This is a genomic window from Streptosporangium sp. NPDC006930, from assembly GCF_040635605.1.
Lineage (GTDB): Bacteria > Actinomycetota > Actinomycetes > Streptosporangiales > Streptosporangiaceae > Streptosporangium.
The window spans coordinates 47,444-70,309 of record NZ_JBEYID010000001.1 but is presented as its reverse complement, the minus strand read 5'-3'; the positions used below and the strand labels follow the sequence as shown (position 1 = coordinate 70,309).

The 22,866-nt window shown below is 69.8% G+C and carries 20 protein-coding genes and 3 pseudogenes; 13 read left to right on the top strand and 10 right to left on the bottom strand.

All coding sequences use genetic code 11. The features are described 5' to 3' along the window. Positions 1-192: 192 nt before the first annotated feature. From ABZ664_RS00305 to ABZ664_RS00295, 3 genes are all read right to left on the bottom strand, one after another. Positions 193-630, bottom strand: coding sequence for an SDR family oxidoreductase (locus ABZ664_RS00305; protein WP_362501094.1), 438 nt, complete (start codon positions 628-630; stop codon positions 193-195). 72 nt (positions 631-702) lie between these two features. Beyond that, on the bottom strand, positions 703-1,404 hold the full coding sequence (locus ABZ664_RS00300) for a pentapeptide repeat-containing protein (protein WP_362501092.1): 702 nt from the start codon (positions 1,402-1,404) through the stop codon (positions 703-705). A gap of 168 nt (positions 1,405-1,572) precedes the next feature. Beyond that, positions 1,573-3,093, bottom strand: coding sequence for a glycoside hydrolase family 3 N-terminal domain-containing protein (locus tag ABZ664_RS00295; RefSeq protein ID WP_362501090.1), 1,521 nt, complete (start codon positions 3,091-3,093; stop codon positions 1,573-1,575). A 502-nt stretch (positions 3,094-3,595) separates the two neighbouring features. Between ABZ664_RS00295 and ABZ664_RS00290 the strand changes: the two are divergent. The 5 genes and pseudogenes from ABZ664_RS00290 to ABZ664_RS00270 all read left to right on the top strand — a co-directional run. Then, positions 3,596-3,649: pseudogene (locus ABZ664_RS00290) on the top strand (hypothetical protein); the annotation flags it as partial. 35 nt (positions 3,650-3,684) lie between these two features. Then, positions 3,685-3,942 (top strand): annotated as a pseudogene (locus ABZ664_RS00285) (IS30 family transposase); the annotation flags it as partial. An 8-nt stretch (positions 3,943-3,950) separates the two neighbouring features. Further along, positions 3,951-4,966: pseudogene (locus ABZ664_RS00280) on the top strand (RNA-guided endonuclease TnpB family protein); the annotation flags it as partial. After that, positions 4,963-5,652, top strand: a complete 690-nt coding sequence (locus ABZ664_RS00275) for a TetR/AcrR family transcriptional regulator (RefSeq protein ID WP_362501088.1) — start codon at positions 4,963-4,965, stop codon at positions 5,650-5,652. The pseudogene ABZ664_RS00280 and the gene ABZ664_RS00275, both read left to right, overlap by 4 nt. 80 nt (positions 5,653-5,732) lie before the next feature. After that, entirely contained in the window at positions 5,733-6,416 is a 684-nt protein-coding gene (locus ABZ664_RS00270) for a DNA alkylation repair protein (protein WP_362501086.1), read from the top strand. Positions 6,417-6,484: 68 nt separating this feature from the next. Here the strand turns inward: ABZ664_RS00270 and ABZ664_RS00265 are convergent, their stop codons facing one another. From ABZ664_RS00265 to ABZ664_RS00245, 5 genes are all read right to left on the bottom strand, one after another. After that, a complete protein-coding gene (locus ABZ664_RS00265; RefSeq protein WP_362501084.1) occupies positions 6,485-7,384 on the bottom strand; it encodes a carbohydrate ABC transporter permease in 900 nt (299 codons plus the stop codon). 11 nt (positions 7,385-7,395) lie between these two features. Beyond that, the gene (locus tag ABZ664_RS00260; RefSeq protein ID WP_362501082.1) at positions 7,396-8,298 is read right to left on the bottom strand and encodes a sugar ABC transporter permease; all 903 of its coding nucleotides are present in this window, start codon (positions 8,296-8,298) and stop codon (positions 7,396-7,398) included. Positions 8,299-8,406: 108 nt separating this feature from the next. Continuing rightward, positions 8,407-9,816, bottom strand: coding sequence for an N-acetylglucosamine/diacetylchitobiose ABC transporter substrate-binding protein (ngcE, locus tag ABZ664_RS00255; RefSeq protein WP_362501080.1), 1,410 nt, complete (start codon positions 9,814-9,816; stop codon positions 8,407-8,409). A 39-nt stretch (positions 9,817-9,855) separates the two neighbouring features. Beyond that, entirely contained in the window at positions 9,856-10,614 is a 759-nt protein-coding gene (locus ABZ664_RS00250; RefSeq protein WP_362501078.1) for an SIS domain-containing protein, read from the bottom strand. A gap of 2 nt (positions 10,615-10,616) precedes the next feature. After that, a complete protein-coding gene (locus ABZ664_RS00245) occupies positions 10,617-11,492 on the bottom strand; it encodes a MurR/RpiR family transcriptional regulator (protein WP_362502206.1) in 876 nt (291 codons plus the stop codon). Between the two features lie 198 nt (positions 11,493-11,690). On the opposite strand from ABZ664_RS00245, the gene ABZ664_RS00240 reads away from it, so the two are divergent. From ABZ664_RS00240 to ABZ664_RS00205, 8 genes are all read left to right on the top strand, one after another. Next, positions 11,691-12,065: a hypothetical protein gene (locus ABZ664_RS00240; protein ID WP_362501077.1), complete on the top strand. Its 375-nt coding sequence runs from the start codon at positions 11,691-11,693 to the stop codon at positions 12,063-12,065. A 267-nt stretch (positions 12,066-12,332) separates the two neighbouring features. Beyond that, complete coding sequence (locus ABZ664_RS00235; RefSeq protein WP_362501075.1) at positions 12,333-12,926, top strand: HAD family phosphatase; 594 nt, start codon at positions 12,333-12,335, stop codon at positions 12,924-12,926. A 35-nt stretch (positions 12,927-12,961) separates the two neighbouring features. Beyond that, positions 12,962-13,594, top strand: coding sequence for a MerR family transcriptional regulator (locus ABZ664_RS00230; protein ID WP_362501073.1), 633 nt, complete (start codon positions 12,962-12,964; stop codon positions 13,592-13,594). A 258-nt stretch (positions 13,595-13,852) separates the two neighbouring features. Beyond that, the gene (gene glnII / locus ABZ664_RS00225; protein WP_362501071.1) at positions 13,853-14,866 is read left to right on the top strand and encodes a glutamine synthetase; all 1,014 of its coding nucleotides are present in this window, start codon (positions 13,853-13,855) and stop codon (positions 14,864-14,866) included. Positions 14,867-15,065: 199 nt separating this feature from the next. After that, positions 15,066-15,656 carry a TetR/AcrR family transcriptional regulator gene (locus ABZ664_RS00220; RefSeq protein ID WP_362501069.1) on the top strand — a complete coding sequence of 197 codons (591 nt, stop codon included), beginning with the start codon at positions 15,066-15,068 and terminating at the stop codon, positions 15,654-15,656. Between the two features lie 323 nt (positions 15,657-15,979). Next, complete coding sequence (locus tag ABZ664_RS00215) at positions 15,980-16,906, top strand: helix-turn-helix domain-containing protein (RefSeq protein WP_362501068.1); 927 nt, start codon at positions 15,980-15,982, stop codon at positions 16,904-16,906. Between the two features lie 86 nt (positions 16,907-16,992). After that, positions 16,993-18,666: an FAD-dependent oxidoreductase gene (locus ABZ664_RS00210; RefSeq protein WP_362501066.1), complete on the top strand. Its 1,674-nt coding sequence runs from the start codon at positions 16,993-16,995 to the stop codon at positions 18,664-18,666. A 44-nt stretch (positions 18,667-18,710) separates the two neighbouring features. Next, complete coding sequence (locus tag ABZ664_RS00205; RefSeq protein ID WP_362501064.1) at positions 18,711-20,132, top strand: ATP-binding protein; 1,422 nt, start codon at positions 18,711-18,713, stop codon at positions 20,130-20,132. Between the two features lie 145 nt (positions 20,133-20,277). On the opposite strand, the gene ABZ664_RS00200 is transcribed toward ABZ664_RS00205, so the two are convergent. Further along, on the bottom strand, positions 20,278-21,537 hold the full coding sequence (locus ABZ664_RS00200; protein WP_362501062.1) for an alpha/beta fold hydrolase: 1,260 nt from the start codon (positions 21,535-21,537) through the stop codon (positions 20,278-20,280). A gap of 76 nt (positions 21,538-21,613) precedes the next feature. Beyond that, on the bottom strand, positions 21,614-22,846 hold the full coding sequence (locus tag ABZ664_RS00195) for an ROK family transcriptional regulator (RefSeq protein WP_362501060.1): 1,233 nt from the start codon (positions 22,844-22,846) through the stop codon (positions 21,614-21,616). Positions 22,847-22,866: the final 20 nt, after the last annotated feature.

The window sequence follows — 22,866 nt, the reverse complement described above, 5'->3', positions numbered from 1 at the left end:
GGGATGACCTCGTGCACATCCCCTGTGAAGTGCACGAGGGGCACGTTTGGTGGGGCGGTGCACCGGCTACGGCTCTTGGCCGGTCAGCCCGCGTCATCCGGCGGGACAACGCAGGCGATACCTGCCCTTCGAACCGGCCTAACCCTGGAGAGCTGGTCTCAGTAACTGCCCAAGCTACTGATTAGCGCGGACTCAAGCGCCGGCGCCGCCGGTCACCATCGAGGCCCGATCGCTGAGCAGCCACGCCGCCACCTCGGCGACCTCGCGAGGCTCGGCCATCCGGCCGAGCGGGATGCTCACGTTGATGCGCTCGACGCCCCCCGGGGACACCGCCTCCCACTCGTCGATCATCTGCGTCGCGGTGCCGCCGGGGGTGGTGCCGTTCACGCGGACCCCCTGCCGCCCCCAGGTCACGGCGGCGGTCTCAGTGATGCTGTTGAGCGCGCCACCAGGATCCCGTGACTGGGAGTCGAGAGCGTCAATGCGGGCAGACAGCTCTGACCAGGCCGGAAGTCCGGGCGCTCGTGAGGTGGGCGGCCGACCTTCTGTCAGGTCTTGGAGGGCTCGGCGTCCGGTCAACGCTCGGCCCTGACCGATCGCGATTCCCGCTCGACAAGGGTCGGGGGTCACGGCTCCAGGCGGGTGCGGTCGAGGTGGGCCGGCCGGTCGGGACCGGTGTGTCTGGTCTGCGGTGAGCCTCCGTCAGCCCACGGTCAGTCCCCGGGAGGCGAGGATCAGGGCAGCCTGGGTGGGGCTGACGACCGCTCCGCGTAGCGATCGGAGCCGGGTGTCGTCGACCTCGCCGAGATCGGCGCCGCGCAGGTCCGTCTTGGTGAAGACCGTCTCGACGGTGCGGGCGCCGATCATGCGGCAGTCCTCGAACACACTCTTGGTGAAGTCGCAGCCCGACAGGTTGGCGTCGTCGAAGCGGACGCCCCGCAGGTGGAGGCCTCGCATCGAGCAGCCGGTGAGGTCGGCCAACGCCAGGTTGGAGCCGTCGAACCGGTAGCCGGTGCCCCGGCAGGAGGAGAGCACCGCGCCGATCATGCGGCAACCGGTGAAGGTGACGTCGGTGAGCAGGGCCAGTTCGAAGCGCGCGCCCGACAGGTCGACGTCGGTGAAGGTCGCGTCGACCAGCTCGGCGTTCGTGAACCTGAGCCCCGCTCCCCCGCCGCCGGAGAAACGCGCCCCGTCCAGGTCCGCGCGGCGGAAGTCGGTCCGCTCCAGCACGCACTTCTCGAACGAGGCCTCCACCAGTGACGCCCCGGCGAGGTCCGCGCCGGTGAGATCACACTCCCTGAACACGTAGGGTCCTTCACCGGTCAGATGATCGCCGAGCGAGAGCCCCGCCAGATCGACCCCGTGGATCTCCCGCTGCTCTGTCAGCAACCGTGCCGCATTCATTCAGCGATTCAAGCAGCCCGCACCGACAGAATTCTCACCCCCCGCTCCGGGAGACCACAGGGCCTTCCGGAGACTCCGTACTCCGGAAGGCCCTGTGGTCCAAGAGGTCCCGCGTTCCGCGAGGCCACGGCGCTCCGGGGTCGTCGTGGTCGGTGGGAGCGCTCCCGCTCAGGCCGTGCCCTGATCCCCGGCGAGGAGTTCGGCGGCGGCCTGGCCGCAGACGCGGGAGGCGCCGTGGGTGGCGATGTGGACGGCGCCGAGGTCGGAGCGGCCCGGCAGTCCCATCTCGACCACGACCGCGTCGGCGCGGGCGGCAAGCAGGTGCAGGAGCGCGTCGGCCTGCCAGGGGTGGCGGTGGGCGTCGCGGACGACGACGACGAGGGGACGCTCGGCCGCCGCGGCGAGTGCGGCCTCGATGGCGCCTCCGGTGGCGCCGGAGGCGGTCAGCCGGGTGACCGTGGTGCCGGGGAGAAGCTTGCCGAGCGGCTCCCCGACGCCCCACGGGGTGTCCTTCTCGATGGCGAGGTTCATCTCGGGGGCGAGCTCGACGACGTGCGGCGGTGCGGACAGGGGGAAGACCGCGGTCGAGGAGCGGCGGGTGATCCGCAGGGCCCGCCGGGCGGCGGTCAGGCCGATCGACGGGTCGCCGGGTCGGCCGGAGGCGGAGCCCGCCGACGCGTTTCGGTGGGTGGCCGTGGTCCAGAGGGCGAGTTCGCAGACGCGCCGGGAGGCGTCGGCGAGCCGCTCCTCGGAGAGCCTGCCCTCGATCACGGCGTCCACGATCGCGTCGCGGATCCCGAGCGCGGTCTCCTCGTCCGCGTGCTCACCGCCCACGCAGATCGCGTCGGCGCCCGCTGCGACGGCGAGGACCGAGGCGCCGCCGATGCCGTAGGGGCCGGAGACGGCGGCCATCTCGATGCCGTCGGTGACGATGACGCCCTCGAAGCCCAGCTCGACCCTGAGCAGGTCGTGCAGGACCGGCCGGCTGAGGGTGGCGGGCATCGCGGGGTCCAGGGCGGAGACGAGCAGGTGCCCGGTCATGACCGTGCGCACTCCCTGCTCGACGGCGGCGCGGAAGGGCCGCAGCGCCACGTCGCGCAGTTCCTCGGGGGTGGCGGTGACGAGCGGTACGCCGTGGTGGGAGTCGACGGAGGTGTCTCCGTGGCCGGGGAAGTGCTTGGCGCAGGCCGCCACTCCCGCCGACTGCATGCCCCGGATCCAGGCCACGGTGTGTCTGGCGACGAGGTCGGGGTCCGCGCCGAAGGAGCGCAGGCCGATGACCGGGTTGTCGGGGTTGGAGTTCACGTCCGCCGAGGGGGCGAAGTTGAGGTTGACGCCGGCGAGGGCGAGGTCGCGGCCGAGGTCGGCGGCGAGTTCCTCGGTGAGATCGGTGTCGTCGACCACGCCGAGGGCGAAGTTGCCCGGCCGGGTGCTCCCGCCCGCGGCCTCCAGGCGGGTGACCTCGCCGGACTCCTCGTCGATGCCGACGAGGACCTGGGGGTTCTCTCCTCGGAGTACGGCGGTGAGGTCGGCGACCTGGGAGGGGGTGGCGATGTTCCTGGAGAAGAGCACCGCTCCGGCCAGTCCCTCGCCGATCCGGCGTCGGATCCAGTCCGGCGGCGATTTGCCCTCGAACCCGGGAAAGACGACCGTCTCCGCCAGACGGAGCAGCTCTGGGCCGCGCTTCATTCACCCCTCCTCGCCTGACGACCGGTCGGCGTTCCTGCCGTGAACGCGCAGGCACCGCGTTGTCACCGGACCCCCGGGGAAAGCGCTCCCACGGCGGCTCTGCGCAAATCTAATAGGAAAGTTTCCTAATTGCTAGTGGGCTGACCATAGGGCTTCCGCTCAGGATTTTGCGGATCGCGACGATGGACGAGCCGAAGGTCCGCTGATAGGCCGGCGGAAAACGAGAGGCCCGCGCGTACGGCGAGACCCGCAGGGCGCCGAAGGTGACGAGCGTTCGGTCGCGGGGGAGAACCGGGATGAGCTGGCGCGTTCCGATGAACAAGCGATTGCGCAAGAGCTCGTCAGATTCCTCTCCGTGGAGACCCCCGCCTTCAGGGCGGGGGTCTCCACGGAGAGGAATCTGACCCCCGCGGAGCAGGACAAGGATTGGCGATTCGCCGTCAGTCGGAGGGTCGTACCGAACCCGCACGATCTTTAGCCGGTCGTGGTTAACATCTGGGCCATGGCGCAGATCGTGAGGCGGGCCTACAGGTACCGCTTCCACCCGACCCCGGAGCAGGCCGATGAGCTGGTCCGGACGTTCGGCTGCGCATCGACACTGGGCTTCAGGTCTACTTCGCCGATCCACACAGCCCGTGGCAGCGCGGCACCAACGAGAACACCAACGGCCTGCTGCGCCAATACTTCCCCAAGGGAACCGACCTGAGCAGGCACAGCCGAAACGAGCTGGACGCCGTCGCCGCCGCGCTCAACAGCCGACCTCGCAAGACACTCGGCTGGCGTACTCCCGCCGAGGCGTTCAACGAGCATCTACGCTCGCTGACAGGCAGTGTTGCAACGACCCCTTGAACCCGAGGTCGGTGCCCCTGCAGCAGGCGCTGCGCCACCTTCAGGCGGCGTTCACCAACTTCTTCGCCAAGCGCGCCCGGTACCCGACGTTCAAGAGCAGGAAGAAGGCACGGGCGGCGGCCGAGTACACCCGGCCGGCGTTTCGCTGGCGGGAGGGGGAGTTGACGCTGGCGAAGATGGATGCGCCGCTGGCCGTCGTGTGGTCGCGTCCGCTGCCCGCAGGCGCGCAGCCGTCCACCGTCACCGTGAGCAGGGACGCGGCGGGCCGCTGGTTCGTGTCCCTGCTCATCGAGGAGACGATCAGCCCGCTGCCTCCGGTCGATCAGAATGTGGGGGTGGACGCGGGCATCACCGCACTGGCCACGCTGTCGAGCGGGGAGAAGATCGACAACCCCCGGCACGAGCGGGCCGACCGGCGCGAACTCGCCAAAGCCCAGCGCGACCTCGCCCGCAAGGAGAACGGGTCGGCCAACCGGGCCAAGGCGAAGCTGAAGGTCGCCAAGGTGCATGCCCGGATCGTCGATCGCAGAAGGGATCACCTGCACCAGGTCACCACCCGGCTTGTTCGCGAGAACCAAGTGATCGCCGTGGAGGACCTGACCGTGCGCAACCTGGTCAAGAACCACAGCCTGGCCCGCGCCGTCTCTGATGCCTCCTGGCGTCAGATGCGCTCGATGCTGGAGTACAAGGCGCAGTGGTACGGGCGGGAGCTACTGATCGTGGATCGCTGGTTTCCCTCTTCCAAGCTGTGCTCGGCGTGCGGGGCGTCGCAGGGTAAGATGCCGCTCGGTGTCCGGTCGTGGACCTGCGCCTGCGGCGCGGTCCATGACCGGGATGTCAACGCCGCGAAGAACATCCTCGCCGCCGGGCTGGCGGAGAGGTGAAACGCCTGTGGAGCCGGTGTAAGACCTCAACGAGAGTCCTCTCGGGCGGGCGACTGGCATTGAAGCAGGAACCCTCACGGGCGACCCCGTGGGAATCCCGCTCGTTCACGAGCGGGGAGGATGTCAAAATGGGGGCGTGAACACGCGAAAGAACTCCGGCGGCGCGACCACGACCCGGATCAGGCGCCAGGGCGGGACCAAGCGCGCGGCCACATCAGGGCCCGCCTCGGAGCGCCGTGACCATCTCGTCAAACTCGCCGCCGAGCTCTTCGCCCGCAAGGGTTTCCAGGCGACGACCGTCCGGGAGATCGCGGAAGAGGCGGGCATCCTGTCCGGAAGCCTCTATCACCACTTCGACTCCAAGGAGACGATCGTCGACGAGGTGCTCACCACCTTCCTCGACGACCTCGTCGGCCGCTACCGCGCCGCCCTGGACCGAAACGGCGACCCCCGCACGATCCTCTCAGAGATGGTGCGCATCGGGTTCGGCACGCTGGAGCCCCACCGCGCGGCGATCACCGTCATGCAGAACGACTGGAGTTACCTGAGGTCGCTCCCCGGCGACCGCTTCGACTACCTGGTCAGGGCCGAGGAGGAGGTCGAACGCATGTGGGTCGGGCAGATCAAGCTCGGCCAGGCCGCCGGCCTGCTCCGCGCGGACGTCGACCCCAAGCTCACCTACCGCATGATCCGCGACACCATCTGGGTGACGGTGCGCTGGTTCCGACCGGGGGGCCGCCTCAACACCGCGGGCCTCGCCGAGCACTACATCACCATCCTGTTCGACGGCCTGGCGACCGGCGAGCGGAGTAGCCAGAAGGAATAACGCCCACGGAACCGGCGCGGCGGGCGGCGCGGCCTGTGAGAATCAAGCGTCCGCGAAGCGAACGGGAAGTGGTGGGCAGCGTGGAGATTCTGCAGAAGGCCGTACGAATGGCGCTCACCGACGTGGCCGATCCCGCCAAGGCCCCGGTGATGCAGACCTACATGAGGTCGTCGATGCCGTTTCTCGGCGTGCAGGCCGCGCCCCGCCGCGCCGCGCTGAGGCGGGTCTTCGCCGACTATCCCGTCGACGAGGCGTCCGCGTGGCGAGAGGCGGCGCTGACTCTGTGGCGCGAGGCCGAATACCGCGAGGAGCGCTACGCGGCGGTCGAGCTGACCGGTTTCCGCCTCTACCGCTCCTTCCAGACGCTCGACGCGCTGCCGATGTACGAGGAGATGATCGTCACCGGAGCCTGGTGGGACTACGTCGACGAGCTCGCCGTCCACCGCGTCGGCGGCCTGCTCGCGGCCTTCCCCGACACCATGCGCCCCCTCATGCTCCGCTGGGCCCGCGGCACCGACCTGTGGAAGCGCCGTACGGCCATCCTCAGCCAGAACCGCTTCAAGTCCGCCACCGACACCGGCCTGCTGTACGCCTGCATCGAGCCGAGCCTGTCCGACAACGACTTCTTCGCCCGCAAGGCGATCGGCTGGGCCCTGCGCGAGTACGCCAAGACCAACCCCGACGAGGTCGTCCGCTACGTCGACCACACCCGCATCAGCGGCCTGAGCCGCCGCGAGGCCCTGAAAAACCTCCCCAACCGATAGACCCGGTCGTCTCGCGGAGGCGACTGGGAACGCGGCCGAGGCTGCCGAGGCTACAGCGGCTTGGCGCTCTACTTGAGGGCGCCGGCGGTGAGGCCCTTCTGGATCTGGCTCTGGAAGATCGTGTAGACGATCAGCATCGGCAGGATGGCCATGCTGAGGGCGGCGAACAGGGCCGACCAGTCGGCGTCGTAGCCCGCGGCGGTGGAGATGTCGGCGATGCCCTGGGTGAGCACCCACTTGTCCCGGTTGGAGTTGAGCAGGACGAGGGGCAGTTGATACTGGTTCCACTGGCCGAGCACGTTGAAGATGGTCACGCTCACGATGCCCGGCTTGGCCATCGGCAGCATGATCTGGAAGAACACCCGGGCGTGCGAGGCCCCGTCCACGAAGGCCGCCTCGGCCACCGCTCCGGGCAGCGTCCTGAAGAAGGCCGCGAGGAAGAAGACGGTGAAGGGCAGCGAGTAGGCGATGTAGACCAGCACCAGCCCGCCGTGCGTGTTCAGGCCGATGAACGGGCCGATCACCGGGACCGTCCCCATGTTCTGTACGACGAAGAACAGCGGGGTCAGCGCCAGGTAGACCGGGAAGGCGAGGCCGGAGACGAAGAGCAGATAGATCGCCCGGTTGCCCCGGAAGCGGTAGCGGGCGAGCACGTACGCGGCCATCGAGCCGAACAGCATCGTGCCCAGGGTGCCGAAGGCCACCACGACGATGCTGTTGATCATGTACTGGCCGATGTGCGCCTGCTCCCAGGCGCGGGCCCAGTTGTCGAGGCGGAGGTGGGCGGGCAGCGACCAGGCGTCGCCGAAGATCTCGTCCTCGCTCTTCACCGACGCGAGGAACGTCCACACGATCGGCACGACGACCAGCACCGTCCAGACGAGCAGCGCGACGTGCGTCAGAGCCGCCAGGGGGCCCAGGCGCCGCCTGCGCTCCTCGCGGGCGAACGCCCTGCTCGGGGATGTCACGACGTCGGCCACTAGAACTCGATCCGCTCACGCCGCGACAGGCGCAGGGCCAGCGCCGCGAACCCGATGGTGAAGAAGAACAGGACCACGCCCATCGCGGAGGCGTAGCCGAACTTGAAGTACTGGAAGGCGGTGCGGTAGATCTCCGCCGCCATCACGGTCGTGGAGTGGTCGGGGCCGCCGTGCTCGGCCGTCATCACCCACACGATGGCGAAGACGTCCAGCGCGGCGATGCCCAGATAGACCCAGCCGACCTGGATGGTGTCCCACAGCAGCGGCAGCGTGACCCTCAGGAACAGCGAGGGCCCCCCGGCGCCGTCGATCGCCGCCGCCTCGAAGAGGTCGCGCGGGATGGAGGCGATGCCCGCGGAGAAGAGCACGACGTAGAAGCCGACCGCCTGCCAGACCAGCACGGCGAGGATCGACCAGAAGGCGACGTCGGTGCTGGACAGAAAGCCGATCGGCTCGAACCCCAGGGCGATGAGCGGCGCGTTGAGCATGCCGCTGCGGTCGGGCCTGAAGACCTGCTGGAACAGTACGGCGACCACGGCGACGGCCAGCACCTGGGGGAAGAAGAACACCACCCGGTAGAACTTCGACCCCCAGATGCCCCCGGTGCCGCCCCGCCCGCCCGCGTTGAGCAGGAAGGCGAAGAAGAGAGCGATCCCGAGCGTGAGGATCGGCAGCAGGAGGAGCAGGATCAGGTTGTGGCTCACCGCCTGCCAGAACACGTTGTCGGCCAGTAGCCGCCGGAAGTTCTCCAGCCCCACGAGGCGCGGGGTCGCGTTCACCCCGCGCCAGTCGGTGAACGCGATGTAGAAGGCCTGCGCGTAGGGCGCGATCACATAGATCAGGTAGAGCGTCACCGGGATCGCGAGGAACCCCGCGACGAACCGCGTCCTGCCGTGGTCCATCGCCGGCCTACCGTTTCCTCGGCGTCGTCACGCCACCGAGGGAACGGCCCATGACCGGTGCCCGGTGAGCGACGGGCCGTCCCCCGGGCGCCCCGTCGCCTGCCACCGTCATCGGCTGAACTTCTTCACCGAGGCGTCCTTCTTGATGGCGTCCGCCTTCTTCTGCGCCCGGTCCGCCCACTGGTCGACGGTGAGTTTGCCCGCCATGAGCTGCCCGGTCGCGGCGGCCACCTCGTCGTGCAGCTCGACGTACCACTTGCGGAACAGGAACCAGACGGCGTTGTCGCCCGCCGCCTCCAGCGCGGCCGAGGCGCTCTTCAGTCCCGGCTGGAGGGTGCGGCCCGCGTCCGCGCCCTTGACGACCGTGAGCGTGGAGACCATCTCCATGAACTTGCCCGCGCCCTCCTTGGAGAGCATGGCGCGCATGTACTCAAGCCCCGCGCGGGGGTTGGCCGACTTGGCGGGGACGACGTACTCCTCGCCCGGCTGGGCGTGCAGGGTGCCGTACGGCAGGGCGTCGGAGGTGCCGAAGTCGGGGAGCGCGAACATCGCGTAGTCGAAGCCTTCGGGCGTGGAGTCCTTCTGCTCGTTCTCCAGCCAGGAGCCGCAGGGCAGCATCGCGACCTGGCCCTTGTTGTGCGCCGTCTGGGTCTGCACGTGGTCGAGCCCCGCGGTGCCCTGGAGCAGATACTTCGACCCGAGCTCGACGAAGGCCCCCGCGGCCTGCCTGACCGGCTCGGCCTTCCAGGCGCCGTCCTGGAGGTTGTCGATGTTCTTCAGCACGTCCTTGCCGCCGATCTTCGCGGCGAGTGTGAGGATGGCCTCGTAGATGTAGAACGGGTGCTTGCCCGCGTAGGTGAAGGGCGCCATCTTGCCCGACTTCTTGATGGTCTCGCACAGGGCCAGGAAGTCGGCCCAGGTCTTGGGGACCTGCCAGCCCTCGGCCTCGAAGAGCTTTCGCGAGTACCAGATGCCCCAGACGGTGTTGGCGTAGTTGAGGACGTACGGCGTGCCGTCGTAGCTGCCCAGCTCGATGGCGTTCCGGTCGATCGTGTCGCGCACCTTGACGGCGGGGTCGTCCCAGCTCGGCGCGTCGTACAGCGGCGTGAGGTCGGCGAGCTGGCCGTCCTGGACGAGGGCGCCGAAGTCCATCGCGTTGGCGCCGGAGTTGTTGACGAACTCCGGCGGGTCGCCGCCGGCGAAGCGCGGCTGGAGGGTCTTCGCGATCTCCTTGGTGGCGTTGTGCCTGATCTCCAGGTTGGGGTGTTTGGTGTTGAGCAGCGGCTCGTGGACGTCCGTGGCGTAGGCGTCGCCGAAACCGCCATCGAAGATCCAGACCTCCAGGGGCCTGTCCTCGACGAGGCCGAGCGGGTTGGCCGCGCTGGTGGCCCCGACGACGGGCGCCGAGGACGCGGCGCCGCCGTTGCCCGCGGGGGTGGCGCACGCGGACAGGACCGGCACGGTGAGACCGGCCAGGGCGGCGCCGCGCAGGAGCTCGCGCCTGGATAGCTGGGTCATGCTTCCTCCTGGAAGTGGCCTGGGAGTGAAGGGCGGTGCTCAGGCACCTCGCCGGATCCTTCCGGCGTAGCGGTTCTCAAGGGCGCGGTTGTGCTCGTCACCGCCGGTCACGTTGGCGGAGCGGTAGATCGGCGGGGTGAGGCCCGCCTCGCTCAGGTCGCGCACCACCTCGGCCACGACCATCTGGGCGAGCAGCGCCGAGGTGATGGTGGAGACCGCACCGAACGTGCCGCCGTCCGGGAGCGGGAGGACCGCGTCGCCGTACGGGGCGCGGTTGTCGAGCACCACGTCGGCGAGGTCGAGGAGCTTGCGGCCCGAGGGGTGGCGGGAGGTCATCGCGGTGCTGTGCCGCACCGATGTCAGGGCGATCAGGGCGTGCCCGTGCTCCTTGACGATCGAGGCGAGCTCGACCACCGATCCGTTCACCCCTGAACTGGAGATCAGCACGAACACGTCCTCGGGACGGACGGGAGCCAGGTCGTAGATCCGCCGGGCGACCGAGGGATCGCGCTCCAGCTCGCCGGGTGCTCCCAGAAGGGTGGCGACCGGGGCGTCCCCGTACAGGACGACGTCGCGCAGGGCGAGGCGGTTGCTGGGCACCAGGCCGCCCGCGCGTCCGGCGATCTCCATCGCGATCGCCTCGGAGTGCCCGGAGCCGAACGCCTGGATCACGCCGCCACCGCGCAGGGACTCGACGATCAGCGCCGCCGCGGCCCCCACCGCGTCCTGCTGGGTCCCGAAGACCTCGTCCACCAGTTCCTTGACCTCGTGAACGTACTCGGCAGCACCGATCCGCACGGTCAGCTCCTCTCCACGCGATGGCTCTCCAGAGCCCTGATCGTCAACTCGAACGCCTCGTTGGTCTGCTCGTAGGTGCGCTGCGCGACCGCGACATAGACGGTGTCGAGGACGAAGAGCTGGGAGTGGACGGCGGCGAGGCCGCCCAGCCTGAAGGTGGTCTCGCGGCTCGCGGTGGTCAGCACCCGATCCGACAGCTCGGCCAGCGGGGAGCGGGCGAAGGAGGTGACCGCGACGGTGAGCGCGCCCCGGTCCCCCGCCTCGCCGAGGGACTCCAGCACCTCGCGGGTGCGGCCCTGATGGGAGATGCCGATCGCGACGTCACCGTCGGCGAGCAGCGCGGCGTCGGCGAGCGCCTCGTGCGCGTCGGCGTGGCTCCAGCAGGGGATCCGGATGCGGCGCAGCCGCCCGCCCATCATCACGGCGACCGCCCCGCTGGTGGAGACCCCGAAGATGAGGACGCGGCGGGCCGCGACGATGGCGTCGGCGATTGTGGCGACGGTGCCCACGTCCAGCTGGGCGGCGGTCTCCTGGATGAGCCGGGAGTCGGCGGCGGCCATCACGCCGATCGCCGCGTCGAGCGGATCGGTGGGACCGATCTCGTGGCCCACCCCCGCGTCCCAGTTGGCCTGCGCGGCACGCCCGTTCTCCGTGGCGAGGGCGACCCGCAACCCGGCGTACCCGGCGAAGCCGAACACCCTGCAGAAGCGGGTCACCGTGGCGGGTGAGCTGCCGCTCCGCTCGGCGAGCGTGATGATCGTCGATCGCGCGGCCTCGGCGGGGTCGGCCAGGATCGCCTCCCCCACCCTGCGCAGCGCCTCGGGCAGCGCGGGTGTCTCGGTCTGTATGCGTCCGAGCGCACCTGCGGCCACAAGCATTCCTTTCACCAGAATTCTTCTGGATGAAAATTATTATCAAGTCAAGCTCGCGTCAAGGCCGTCGGGGGCACCGTTCGAGGCGCCGCGCCCGCCCGGCCGGGGTTTGGGGGGAAAAATCGACAACCTTCGGCGCCTTTCGAGCGTCGTTCTCAACAGAGGTTCCAGAAAAGGAGCCGCCTGACGGAGGCGAACCCCACGATGACTCCACGTCCGGCCGACACGCCGCACCAGGTTTCCGGCGCGCACGTCCACGACGAGCTCGCCGCCCGGCGCGCACGGCGCGCACGGGACCAGAGATTGCGCAACGACCCGCACATCCGGCTGCTGGAGCACGAGCACGGCATCCGATTCACCGCCGAAGAACTCAGGGCCGCAGAGCGCCAGGCCCAGGAGCTGCTGACATCGCCGCCTCACCAGGAGCCGCTCATCGACGAGGAGACGCGCTCCCTGCAGCTGCTCGTCTGGCGCCGCCTGGGCCCGCGGGGGTTCCAGGGGTTCATGCGGGAGCTTGAGGAGATGGAGACCGAGCTGGCCAGGGCACGGCACGACGGCTGGGGCGACGAGATCAGCTGAGTCCTCCCGCACCGGCCGCGCTCCGACGGATCGGCACGTTCGGCCGTACGCGGGCTACCGCGCACCCGCCGGGCCGGACGAGTTCGGAAGCCTTACCCGCCCTACCGGCGGAAGCCGAAAACCGCACATTCGCCGCCTTGACCGCCCCTCGCACCCGCCGTCGCGATCCCACCCGTCACGGTGACGCGACCACCCCCCGGACAGGCGCCCTCCCTTTCCAGCGCGGGTTAAAGTGGGCGTAGATCCACCGTCACGTGTTAGGCGACCATGCTCCACCAGCGACTCCAGCCCTCCACCCCCTACGCCGCCCTGATCTTCGACTGCGACGGGACCCTCGTCGACACCACCTCCGCCAACGAGAGCGCGTGGCGGACCGCGCTGGCCGGGTGGCAGGTCGACCTCGACTCCGCGTGGTACCGGGCGCGCACGGGCCTGTCGTCCGACCGTCTGCTGGCGGAGCTGGAGACCGAGACCGGAGCCGAACTCGACTACCAGGCGGTGCGGGCGGCGGCGCTCGACGCCTACCAGTGGCTGATCCACACGGTCACCCCGCACCGGCCGGTCAGCGCGGTCGCCGAGGCTCACCGGGGACGGGTGCCGATGGCCGTGGCCTCGGGAGGCGCCCGCCAGGCCGTGGAGGAGACCCTGCGTGTCACCGGCCTACGCCCCCTCTTCGACACCGTGGTCACCAGGGACGACGTCCGCTACGGCAAGCCCGCCCCCGACGTCTATCTCCTCGCCGCGCGCCTCCTCGACGTCGCCCCGTACGCCTGTGTCGCCTACGAGGACACCGACGAGGGGGTGGCCTCCGCCCTCGCCGCGGGGATGACCGTCATCGACGTCCGCCCCTCGCTGCGCTAGACGCCCCCCACACTGGCCATCTGTACTATCCAATGATGCGGATATCCGAGCTCAGCGCCGCATCGGGCGTGTCCATCCCGACGATCAAGTACTACCTGCGCGAGGGCCTGCTTCCCGCGGGCGAGCAGACCTCGGCCACCAGCGCGCGGTACGGCGAGGGCCATGTGCGCAGGCTGCGGCTGATCCGGGCGCTGCTGGAGGTCGGGCGGCTGCCCATCGCCTCCATCGGCAAAGTGGTGGCCGCCGTCGACGACGAGAGCCTGGACCTGCACCACGTCCTCGGGGTCGCGCAGTACGCCCTCGCGCCCGCGGTCGAGCCGCACACGCCCGACGAGGAGTGGACGCGTGCCCGCGCCGAGGCCGACACCATGATCACAGATCTTGGCTGGCAGATCGATCCCGAAGCCCCGGCCCGTGACGAGCTGGCCCAGGCCGTCCTCACCCTCGGCCGGCTCGGCATGCCCGCCGACGGCGAGGCCCTGCGCCCCTACGCCGACGTCGCCCTGCGGCTCGTGACCGAGCACGAGATCGGCACCGTCCCGTTCGACGGACCCCGCGAGGCCGCGGTCGAGGCCCTCGTCCTTGGCACCGTCGTGCACGGCAGGGTCCTCGACATCATGCGGCGGCTCGCCCACGAGTCGGTCTCGGCCCGTCTCCTCGGCACCTGATATCACATGAGACAAAGGTGACGAAAATGACTCAGCGCAATAACCAGCGTCACCTGTGACGGATGTCTCAATCGTTCCAATCGTCCCATGAAAGGGCAGCTCACAGCCCTGGAAAACATCTGTGAGGATTTCAATACAGCCACTGCCTGCCCATATAGGCCTGAGTAACACTCTGTTCACACATGGGCAACAGATGCGAAATCGCGACTTGCGAATCTTTGAGAGCAGAAGATCCCTCCATCCTCAAGGACTCCGCCGATGACCTTCAAGGCTGAATACATCTGGATCGACGGCACCGAGCCGACCGCCAAACTTCGTTCCAAGACCAAGGTGATGGCGGACGGTGCGGAGCTCCCGATCTGGGGCTTCGACGGGTCCAGCACCAACCAGGCCGACGGCTCCTCCTCGGACCGCGTGCTCAAGCCGGTCTTCACCTGCCCGGACCCGATCCGCGGCGGCGCCAACGTGCTGGTGCTGTGCGAGGTGCTCAACATCGACATGAGCCCGCACTCCAGCAACACCCGCGCCGCCCTCGTCGAGGTCGCCGAGAAGTACGCCGACCAGGAGTCGTGGTTCGGCATCGAGCAGGAGTACACCTTCTTCAAGGAGGGCCGCCCGCTCGGCTTCCCGATCGGCGGCTTCCCCGCCCCGCAGGGCGGCTACTACTGCGGCGTCGGCGCCGACGAGGTCTTCGGCCGCGAGATCGTCGAGAAGCACCTCGACTACTGCATCGAGGCGGGCCTGGCCATCTCCGGCATCAACGCCGAGGTCATGCCGGGCCAGTGGGAGTTCCAGATCGGCCCGGCCGGCCCCGTCGAGGCCTCCGACCACATGTGGATCGCCCGCTGGCTGCTCTACCGCACCGCGGAGGACTTCAACGTCGGCGCGACCCTGGACGCCAAGCCGGTGAAGGGCGACTGGAACGGCGCGGGCGCGCACACCAACTTCTCCACCAAGGCGATGCGCGAGGAGTACGACCCGATCGTCACCGCCTGCGAGGCCCTCGCCACGAACGCCCTGGAGCACGTCAAGCACTACGGCGCCGGCATCGAGGAGCGCCTCACCGGCCTCCACGAGACCGCCCCCTGGAACGAGTTCAGCTACGGCGTCTCCGACCGCGGCGCCTCGGTCCGCATCCCGTGGCAGGTCGAGGTGGAGAAGAAGGGCTACATCGAGGACCGGCGCCCGAACGCCAACGTCGACCCCTACCTCGTCACCCGCCTCATCGTGAACACCTGCTGCTCCGCTCTGGAGAAGGCCGGCCAGGTCTGATCCGACCGCAGACTCGAAGGCCGCGGAAGCCCTGCCGGGGGTCTCCGCGGTCTTCGGCGTTCCTCTCGTCGCTCACCCGCCCGCGCCCCTTCGGCGGCGGTCTCCGGGGCTTCTCGGAGAATCAACCCGCGAACGCGGCCAATACCGCGAGCCGAGCAAGACGATACGTTTCGACTCGCTAAATGGTACGTTCGGGCACGTGAAGACCCCGAACCCGGCCCGTCGCAGCGAGCAGTCGCGCCGGGCCATCCTGAGCGCCGCCTTCGACCTGGTAGCCGAGTCCGGATACGCCAAGCTGACGATAGAGGCGATCGCCGCCCGCGCGGGAGTGGGCAAGCAGACGATCTACCGCTGGTGGCCTTCCAAGGGCGCCGTGTTCATCGACGCCTTCCTCTCCAGGACCTCCGACGAGGAGGGGAGCGTCGCACTCCCCGACACCGGCGACCTCGGGGCCGACCTTCGCCTCACGCTGCGGGCCATCGTCGACGAGTACAACGATCCCGGGCTCGACACGATGACCAGGGCACTCACCGTCGAGTCCCTGAACGACCCCGCGATCAGCACCGAGATCACCGCGCGACTCCTGGGGCCGCACCTGGAGGCGACCAGGGAACGGCTGCGCAGTGCCCAGCGGGTGGGCCAGGTCGCCGAGGACGCGGATCTGAACGTGGCCGTGGAGCTGCTGTACGGACCGATCTACCACCGCTGGATGCTGCGCACCGCCCCTCTCACCCACGAGTACGCCGACACGCTCGTGGAGTTCGCCCTGCGGGCCTTGAAGGCGGCATAGCGGAGGCGCGGAGACCGCGACCGAAATTACCGCGCACGCCACCCGCGCGGGACGGGCCCCGGCCCGCGGCGCCCCCTCCCGCGGAGGCCGCCGGGGCCGCCGGGCTCCGGTCCCGGACAGGATCGGGCGGTGCCCGTCGCAGGCACCTGAGCACGCATGATGACGTCAGCGACCGGACAAGAGCGAAACGCCTCCCGGTGGAGCGCTCCCACGCTTCGGCGCCCCCGTTCCATGGGTCCGGACGACCTCACGTCACAAAAATCCTACAAACAGGTGCTTTAGGACAGCGCTAAACGGGTAGCTCGCGCCGTACCATAACTGCGATGCGGGACGTAGTGGAGCAATTACAGCGCTTGGGCATGTCGGGTTACGAGGCCAAGGCGTACGTCACCCTGGTCGGTGCCGGACAGCCCCTCAACGGCTACGAGGTCGCCAAACGTTCGGGGGTGCCGCGCAGCACGGTCTACGAGACGCTTGGCAAGCTGGTGGCCAAGGGCGCGGCCTACGAGCTGCGCGGCTCCGACGACGCCACCGACTACCTGCCGCTGCCGCCACGATCCCTGCTGGAGCGCATGCGCAGGGAGTTCGCCGACTCGATCGGGGCACTGGAGGTCGCGCTGCCCGCGATCGTGGCGCCGCCCAAGGCCTATCTGATCCACAGCCTCAAGGACCCCGTGGCGCTGCTCGACCGGGCGGAGGACGTGGTGGCCGGGGCACGGGGCGACCTGTTCGTGTCGATCTGGCCCGAGGAGATGAAACCGCTCTCCCCGCTGATCAAGCGTGCCGTCGAGCGCGGGGTCGAGACCTCGGTGATGCACTTCGGCGCGGCGCGGGAGCCGGTCGGGAACCTGTACGAGCGCCGTTTCCCCTTCCCCGTACCCCTTCACGAGGGCGAGGGGAACGTGAAGGAGGACCAGGACCACCGGCTGCTCGTCGTCACGGGGGACCGGCGGGAGGCCCTCGTCGGCGGTTTCGCCGGCGGTACCGCGTGGGGCGTCTACACCGAGGACCCGGCCGTCGTCGCGATGGCGGTCGAGTACGTGAGGCAGGACATCGCCCTGCAGATCGTCGCCGACCGGGTCGGACGCGAGGCCATGCGCGAGATCTGGACGACCGACCCCGAACTCAGACGCTTCCTCACCGACCGCGACCGCCCGGCCGCCCTGCTGCGCGCCGCCGGGATGCCCGGTCACCGTCCCTACGGTTCCCTCGCGCCCCCCGCGACTCCCACCTCTCATGACCACGCCTGATCAATGCTGGCTTTAACACGGGTGTGACATCCTTCGGAGAGATTGTCCTTAATATCGGCTATCTCCATCTCGGGGGAAGGCAGGACATGGAAAAACCGGTCATCATGACGGTCGACGACGATCCTGGCGTGTCCCGTTCCATCGCCCGCGACCTGCGGCGCCGCTACGGCCACGCCTACCGCGTCATCCGGGCCGACACCGCGGTCGACGGCATGGCCAGTGTCCGCGAGCTGCGGCTCAGGGGCGACGACGTGGCGGCGATCCTCGCCGACTACCGGATGCCCCAGATGAACGGCGTGGAGTTCCTGGAGCAGGCGATGGACCTGTATCCCTACGCGCGCCGCGTACTGCTGACCGCCTACGCCGACACCGATGCCGCGATCCAGGCGATCAACGTGGTCGATCTCGACCACTACCTGCTCAAGCCGTGGGACCCGCCGGAGGAGAAGTTCTACCCGGTGCTGGACGCCCAGCTCGACGCCTGGCAGCGGACGGATCGGCGCGAGTCCGACGAGCTGCGGGTGGTGGGCGCGCGCTGGTCGGCCCCGTCGTACGAGGTCAGGGAGTTCCTGTCGCGCAACCAGGTGCCCTACCGCTGGATGCTCGACGACTCCTCGGAGGGCGCCGAGCTGCTCGCGGCGGCCGCGGAGACCGGGGAGAAGGGGTCCGCCGGCCCGGCCAGGCTGCCACTGGTCATCACCGGCGACGGCACGAAGCTCACCGCGCCGAGCACCTCGGAGCTGGCCGAGGCCGTGGGGCTGTCCACCGCCCCGGCCACCGACTTCTACGACCTGATCGTGATCGGGGGCGGTCCCGGCGGCCTGGGAGCCGCGGTCTACGGCGCCTCGGAGGGGCTGCGCACGGTGATGGTCGAGCAGCACGCCTCGGGCGGGCAGGCGGGCCAGAGCTCCAGGATCGAGAACTACCTGGGCTTCCCCGACGGCGTCTCCGGCGCCCAGCTCGCCGATCGCGCCAGGCGCCAGGCGCTGAAATTCGGCGCCGAGCTGCTCACCGCCCGCACGGTCACCAGCCTTGAGGTCAAGGGCCAGGCCAGGGTGGTCGGCTTCGCCGACGGCGGCTCGATCGCCGCGCACACCGTCATCCTCGCCACCGGCGTCTCCTACCGGCGGCTGAACGCCCCCGGCCTCGACGACTTCATCGGCTCCGGCTGCTACTACGGCGCGGCCCTCACCGAGGCGCCCGAGTGCGCGAACCGCGAGGTCTACATCGTCGGCGCCGCCAACTCGGCGGGCCAGGGCGCGGTCTACCTGTCGGGGTACGCCAGCAAGGTCCACCTGATCGTGAGGGGCGACGGGCTGGAGAGGACCATGTCGCACTACCTGATCGAGCAGATCTCCCAGATCCCGAACATCGAGGTGCACACCGAGACCGAGGTGGTCGGCGCCGAGGGCGAGGGCCACATGGAGCGGATCACACTGAAGGGTCCCGAGGGCGAGCGCACCGTCGAGGCCGAGTGGCTGTTCGTCTTCATCGGCGCCCAGCCGTTCACCGACTGGCTCGGCGACACCGTCGAACGCGACGCGAAGGGCTTCGTCCTCACCGGCCCCGACCTGACCGCCGACGAGAACAGGCCGCGCAACTGGCCGCTCCGGCGCGGGCCGTACCACCTGGAGACGAACGTGCCGGGGGTGTTCGCCGCCGGCGACGTCCGTGCCGACTCCATCAAGCGGGTCGCCTCCGCGGTCGGTGAGGGCGCGATGGCCGTGGCCCTCGTCCACCGCTACCTGGAGAAGACGTGAGTGCCCCCGACGAGGTCTCCTGCGGCGCTCACGAAGGAGGTCACATGATCGACATCGAGGTGCTCCGCGGCCTGTTCCTCTTCGAGAAGCTCGACGACGAGAAGCTCCGGTGGCTCGCGAGGTACGGGGACGAGGAGGAGTACGAGGCGGGCGACCCGATCGTCAAGCAGGGAGATCCCGCCGAATGCTTCGCCGTGCTCGTCGAGGGCGAGGTGGTGATGGTCACCGAGACCACCGCCGGACCTGTCACGATGAACCCCACCTCGCAGCCCGGCGCCTACGGCGGCGCGGTCCTCGCCTACCTCGGAGACCGCGCCCCGGCCACCTACGCCCACACGCTGCGCGCCACCAAGCCGACCCGCATGTTCATGCTCCCCGCCAGGAAGTACGGCATGATCATGGCCGAGTGGTTCCCGATGGCGGTGCACCTTCTGGACGGGGCCCGTCTGGGCGGGATGGCACAGCGGGAGCTCATCGACCGGCGGCAGCGGCTGACCGCGCTCGGCACGATCACCGCCGGGCTCACCCACGAGCTCAACAACCCGGCCGCGGCGGCGGTGCGGGCCGTCGACGACCTGCGGGTCAGGATGAAGACCTCGCGCAGGCGGCTGGCCGTGCTGGCCGAGGACGGCATCGAGCCCCACCGGCTGGGCGCCCTGGTCGACCTGCAGGAGGCGTGCGCCACCAGCCTCGCGGAGATGCCGCCCCGCTCCCCGATGGAGATCTCCGACGCCGAGGACGAGTTGTCCGACGCCATGGAGGACGCGGGGGTGGAGGACCCCTGGGAGATCGCCTCGCCTCTGGTGGCGGCCGGCTTCAAGCCGGAGAAGCTGGACAAGATCCGCGAGGCACTGGGCGAACGGTATCTGTCCGGGGCGATGCACTGGCTGGCGGAGGCCATCGAGATCACCCAGATGCTGGACGAGGTGACCGACGCGACCGAGCGGATCTCCTCGCTGATCGCCTCCGCCAAGCAGTACTCCCAGATGGACCGGGCGCCGTACCAGACGGTGGACGTGCGGGAACTCCTGGACAGCACCCTCACCATGTTCCGCGGCAAGATCCCGCCGGGGATCAGCATCGTCACCGACTACGACCCGGAACTGCCGCCCGTCCCTGCCTACGCCGGGGAGCTCAACCAGGTGTGGACCAACCTGATCCACAACGCGCTGGACGCGATGGCCGGCACCGGCGTCCTGACCGTCCGCACCCGCCTTGAGCACGACACGATCGCGCTGATCGAGATCTGCGACAGCGGCCCCGGCGTCCCCGAGGCCCTGCGCGAGCGGATCTTCGAGCCGTTCTTCACCACGAAGGCGGTCGGCGAGGGCACGGGGCTCGGCCTGGACATCTCCTTCCGCATCGTCGCCGGCCGACACGGCGGCGACCTGCGCGTGGAGTCGAAGCCCGGCGACACCCGCTTCGAGGTGCGTCTGCCCCTCACCGAGACGGCCGCTCCCGGCTGAGACCGGAACGTGGGGTCCTCCTGCCCGGCGGCGGGAGGACCCCACGGCCTCCGTGACGTCCGGCCGGTTACCGCGGTTCGGGAGGCGTGGGCGTTCGGGAAGCGCGGGTGCTCAGGAGCCGTGGACGCTCAGCGGTCATGGGCGCTCAGGAACCGTGGGCGCCGCCCGCGATCTCCATCAGACGGGCGAGGACCTTGCCGCCGGAGACCCTGACACCGTCGTGCTCCCACTCGTTGGTCACCCAGGTCCGCACGTTGCCCACCGCCTTCGCGGTGCGCATGGACAGGCCCTGATCGACGTACATGTCGTCGTAGTAGACGGCGGCGGTCACCGGAACCCGGTTGGCGGCCAGCCGGGCGGGATCGTAGAGGGCGGGCCAGTCCGAGACGGTGGCGAGGATCTCGGCGGCGCCCTTGAAGGGGCGGAGCGCGGCGATCTCGTCGAACATCCACGGATAGATCATCTCTCCGGTGGGCAGCGTCGGCCCGGCGTCCTCGCGGAACTCCTCGGGCAGCAGCCGGTGCGCGGCCCAGCCGGTGGCGGCGCCCTGGGCGTAGATCGACTCGTGCAGGACCGCGTAGAGCGGGTTGCCGACGAAGCCGGTGGCCATCATGACCTCGTACAGGAACAGGTCGGAGAGCCTGCCGCCGCTCCAGGCCTCCTCCAGCACCCAGTGCAGGTATTCGGCCCCGTCGCTCATGCCCAGGCACATGCCGAGGGTCTGCAGGCGGCGTACGGTCAGCACGTCGCCGTCGGGGAGGAGGACCTCGCGAAGACGCAGGTGGGCCGCGATCGCGTCCAGGCGCTCAGAGTCGTGCGGGTAGCGGGCGAAGTAGCGGTTCACCTTGTCGCGGACGCGCGGGTAGGTGCGGGAGTAGACGTCGTCGGCGGTGGCGTCGAGCCCGACCAGGCCACCGGTCAGGTAGCAGGCCGCCAGGCCCTCGGGAGCCCGGGAGAGGTAGGTCAGCGTGATGAAACCGCCGTAGCTCTGACCGAGGGTCTCCCACGGCCGGTCACCGGAGAGCTCGCGCCGGATCAGCTCGGCGTCGGCCACGATCGAGTCGGCCCGGAAGTGCGCGAGGCGGGCGGCGAGCTCGGCGTCCGTGCCGCGTACGGTCCTCGCGGTGATGGGGGTGCTGCGGCCGGTCCCCCGCTGGTCGAGCAGCAGGACCCTGTGGGTCTTCAGCGCGTGCCCCAGCCACCCGTCGGCGGAGGCCGGGCGAGGTGACTTGCCTCCGGGACCGCCCTGCAGAAAAAGCAGCCACGGCAGATCCTCCCCCCGTCGTTCCGGAGCCACCGCCTCACGGGCGAAGACCTCGATCGTCTCGCCACCGGGGTCGGCGTGGTCGAGGGGAACGGTGAACACGTGGTCGGTGAGCGCCACACCGGGCAGAAGGACAGTCACCCACGGAAATTTATCGGACCCGTGCGCCCGTTCTCGCCTTCGCATGCCGCCCGGGGCACGGCTTCACCGCGCCGGTTCAGGCGGGCGCGTGCCCCGCAGGGGCCGGAGCCGGGGGTGCGACGCGGCCCGCCGGGCGCACCGCGTGGCTGCGCAGCAGGAAGTCCTCGACGACCAGGGTGGCCGCGCCCAGGGCGACCGCCTCGGCGCCGAGCCTTCCCAGCTCGATCGACGTCTGCGAGAAGGGCAGCGGCAGGGCGTACCGGGAGGCCGCGGCGCGGATCTCGGGGAGGAACCGCTGCCCGAGAAGGGACCCGGCCCAGCCACCGAGGATGACGCGCTCGGGGTTGAGGAGGTTGATGAGGTTGGCCAGGCCGGCCCCCAGGGAGCCGATGGCCTCCTCCAGCGCGGGCCGCGCGAGCGGGTCGGTGAGGAGCTCGGCGAAGACGCTCTCCTCGTCGTCACCTCCCAGGTCCCTGCCCGCGCCGGCGAGTATCGCCTCGGCCCCGACGTAGGCCTCCAGGCAGCCCTGGCCGCCGCATCGGCAGGGACGCCCGTCAAGAACGATCTTGGTGTGTCCCCACTCGCCGGCGCCGTTCGCCGTTCCCCGGTAGGTGACGCCGCCGTTGACCACGCTCGCCCCGGCCCCCGTGCCGATGAAGGCCATGACCAGGTGCTGGGCACCCTTGCCCGCGCCGAACCAGAGCTCGGCCTGGCCCGTCGTCTTGACCCCGTTGTCGGCGAAGACCGGCAGCGGGGTGCCCTCGCGGATGAGCGCGCCCAGGGGAACGCCGTCCCAGCCGAACGCGCGGGCGTGGATGAGCAGGTCAGAACCCTGCTCTGCGACGCCGGGGACACCGAGGCCCATGCCCAGCACCTCGGACTCGCCGGCTCCGGCGTCGGACAGGACCGCCTCAAGACCGTCGAGGACGTGGCGGGCCACCACCGCCGGCTCGTGGTGGCTCGGGTCGAGGGCGAACTCCTTTTTCGCCCGCCCCTCCAGCGCCAGGTCGTACAGCTCCACGCGGACGCGGGTCTCCCCGACACCCACCCCGACCACGTATCCGTACGAGGGATCCACCCTGAGCATGATCCGCGGCCGCCCGCCGTCCGAGTCGACGGAGCCCGTCTCCACCACGATGCCGTCCGCGATGAGGTCGCCGATCACGTTGCTGACCGTGGCCGCGCTGAGCCCGGTCAACCGGGCGAGATCGTGCCTGCTCAACTCGCCTGCGAAGTACAGCGTCCACAGGACCACGGACCGGTTGCCCTTGCGCACGTCACGAAGGGTCCCCCGCTGTGGACGGCTCATACTTCTCCCCCGGGGAATTA

Bases quoted from the DNA above. Each gene is read 5' to 3' on its own strand.
- ABZ664_RS00205 (WP_362501064.1), top strand. From the start codon at position 18,711: ATGATCGACATCGAGGTGCTCCGCGGCCTGTTCCTCTTCGAGAAGCTC.
- ABZ664_RS00260 (WP_362501082.1), bottom strand. From the start codon at position 8,298: ATGGACCACGGCAGGACGCGGTTCGTCGCGGGGTTCCTCGCGATCCCG.
- ngcE (WP_362501080.1), bottom strand. From the start codon at position 9,816: ATGACCCAGCTATCCAGGCGCGAGCTCCTGCGCGGCGCCGCCCTGGCC.
- ABZ664_RS00215 (WP_362501068.1), top strand. From the start codon at position 15,980: ATGCGGGACGTAGTGGAGCAATTACAGCGCTTGGGCATGTCGGGTTAC.
- glnII (WP_362501071.1), top strand. From the start codon at position 13,853: ATGACCTTCAAGGCTGAATACATCTGGATCGACGGCACCGAGCCGACC.
- ABZ664_RS00240 (WP_362501077.1), top strand. From the start codon at position 11,691: ATGACTCCACGTCCGGCCGACACGCCGCACCAGGTTTCCGGCGCGCAC.
- ABZ664_RS00295 (WP_362501090.1), bottom strand. From the start codon at position 3,093: ATGAAGCGCGGCCCAGAGCTGCTCCGTCTGGCGGAGACGGTCGTCTTT.
- ABZ664_RS00210 (WP_362501066.1), top strand. From the start codon at position 16,993: ATGGAAAAACCGGTCATCATGACGGTCGACGACGATCCTGGCGTGTCC.
- ABZ664_RS00245 (WP_362502206.1), bottom strand. From the start codon at position 11,492: ATGCTTGTGGCCGCAGGTGCGCTCGGACGCATACAGACCGAGACACCC.
- ABZ664_RS00195 (WP_362501060.1), bottom strand. From the start codon at position 22,846: ATGAGCCGTCCACAGCGGGGGACCCTTCGTGACGTGCGCAAGGGCAAC.
- ABZ664_RS00300 (WP_362501092.1), bottom strand. From the start codon at position 1,404: ATGAATGCGGCACGGTTGCTGACAGAGCAGCGGGAGATCCACGGGGTC.
- ABZ664_RS00235 (WP_362501075.1), top strand. From the start codon at position 12,333: ATGCTCCACCAGCGACTCCAGCCCTCCACCCCCTACGCCGCCCTGATC.
- ABZ664_RS00230 (WP_362501073.1), top strand. From the start codon at position 12,962: ATGCGGATATCCGAGCTCAGCGCCGCATCGGGCGTGTCCATCCCGACG.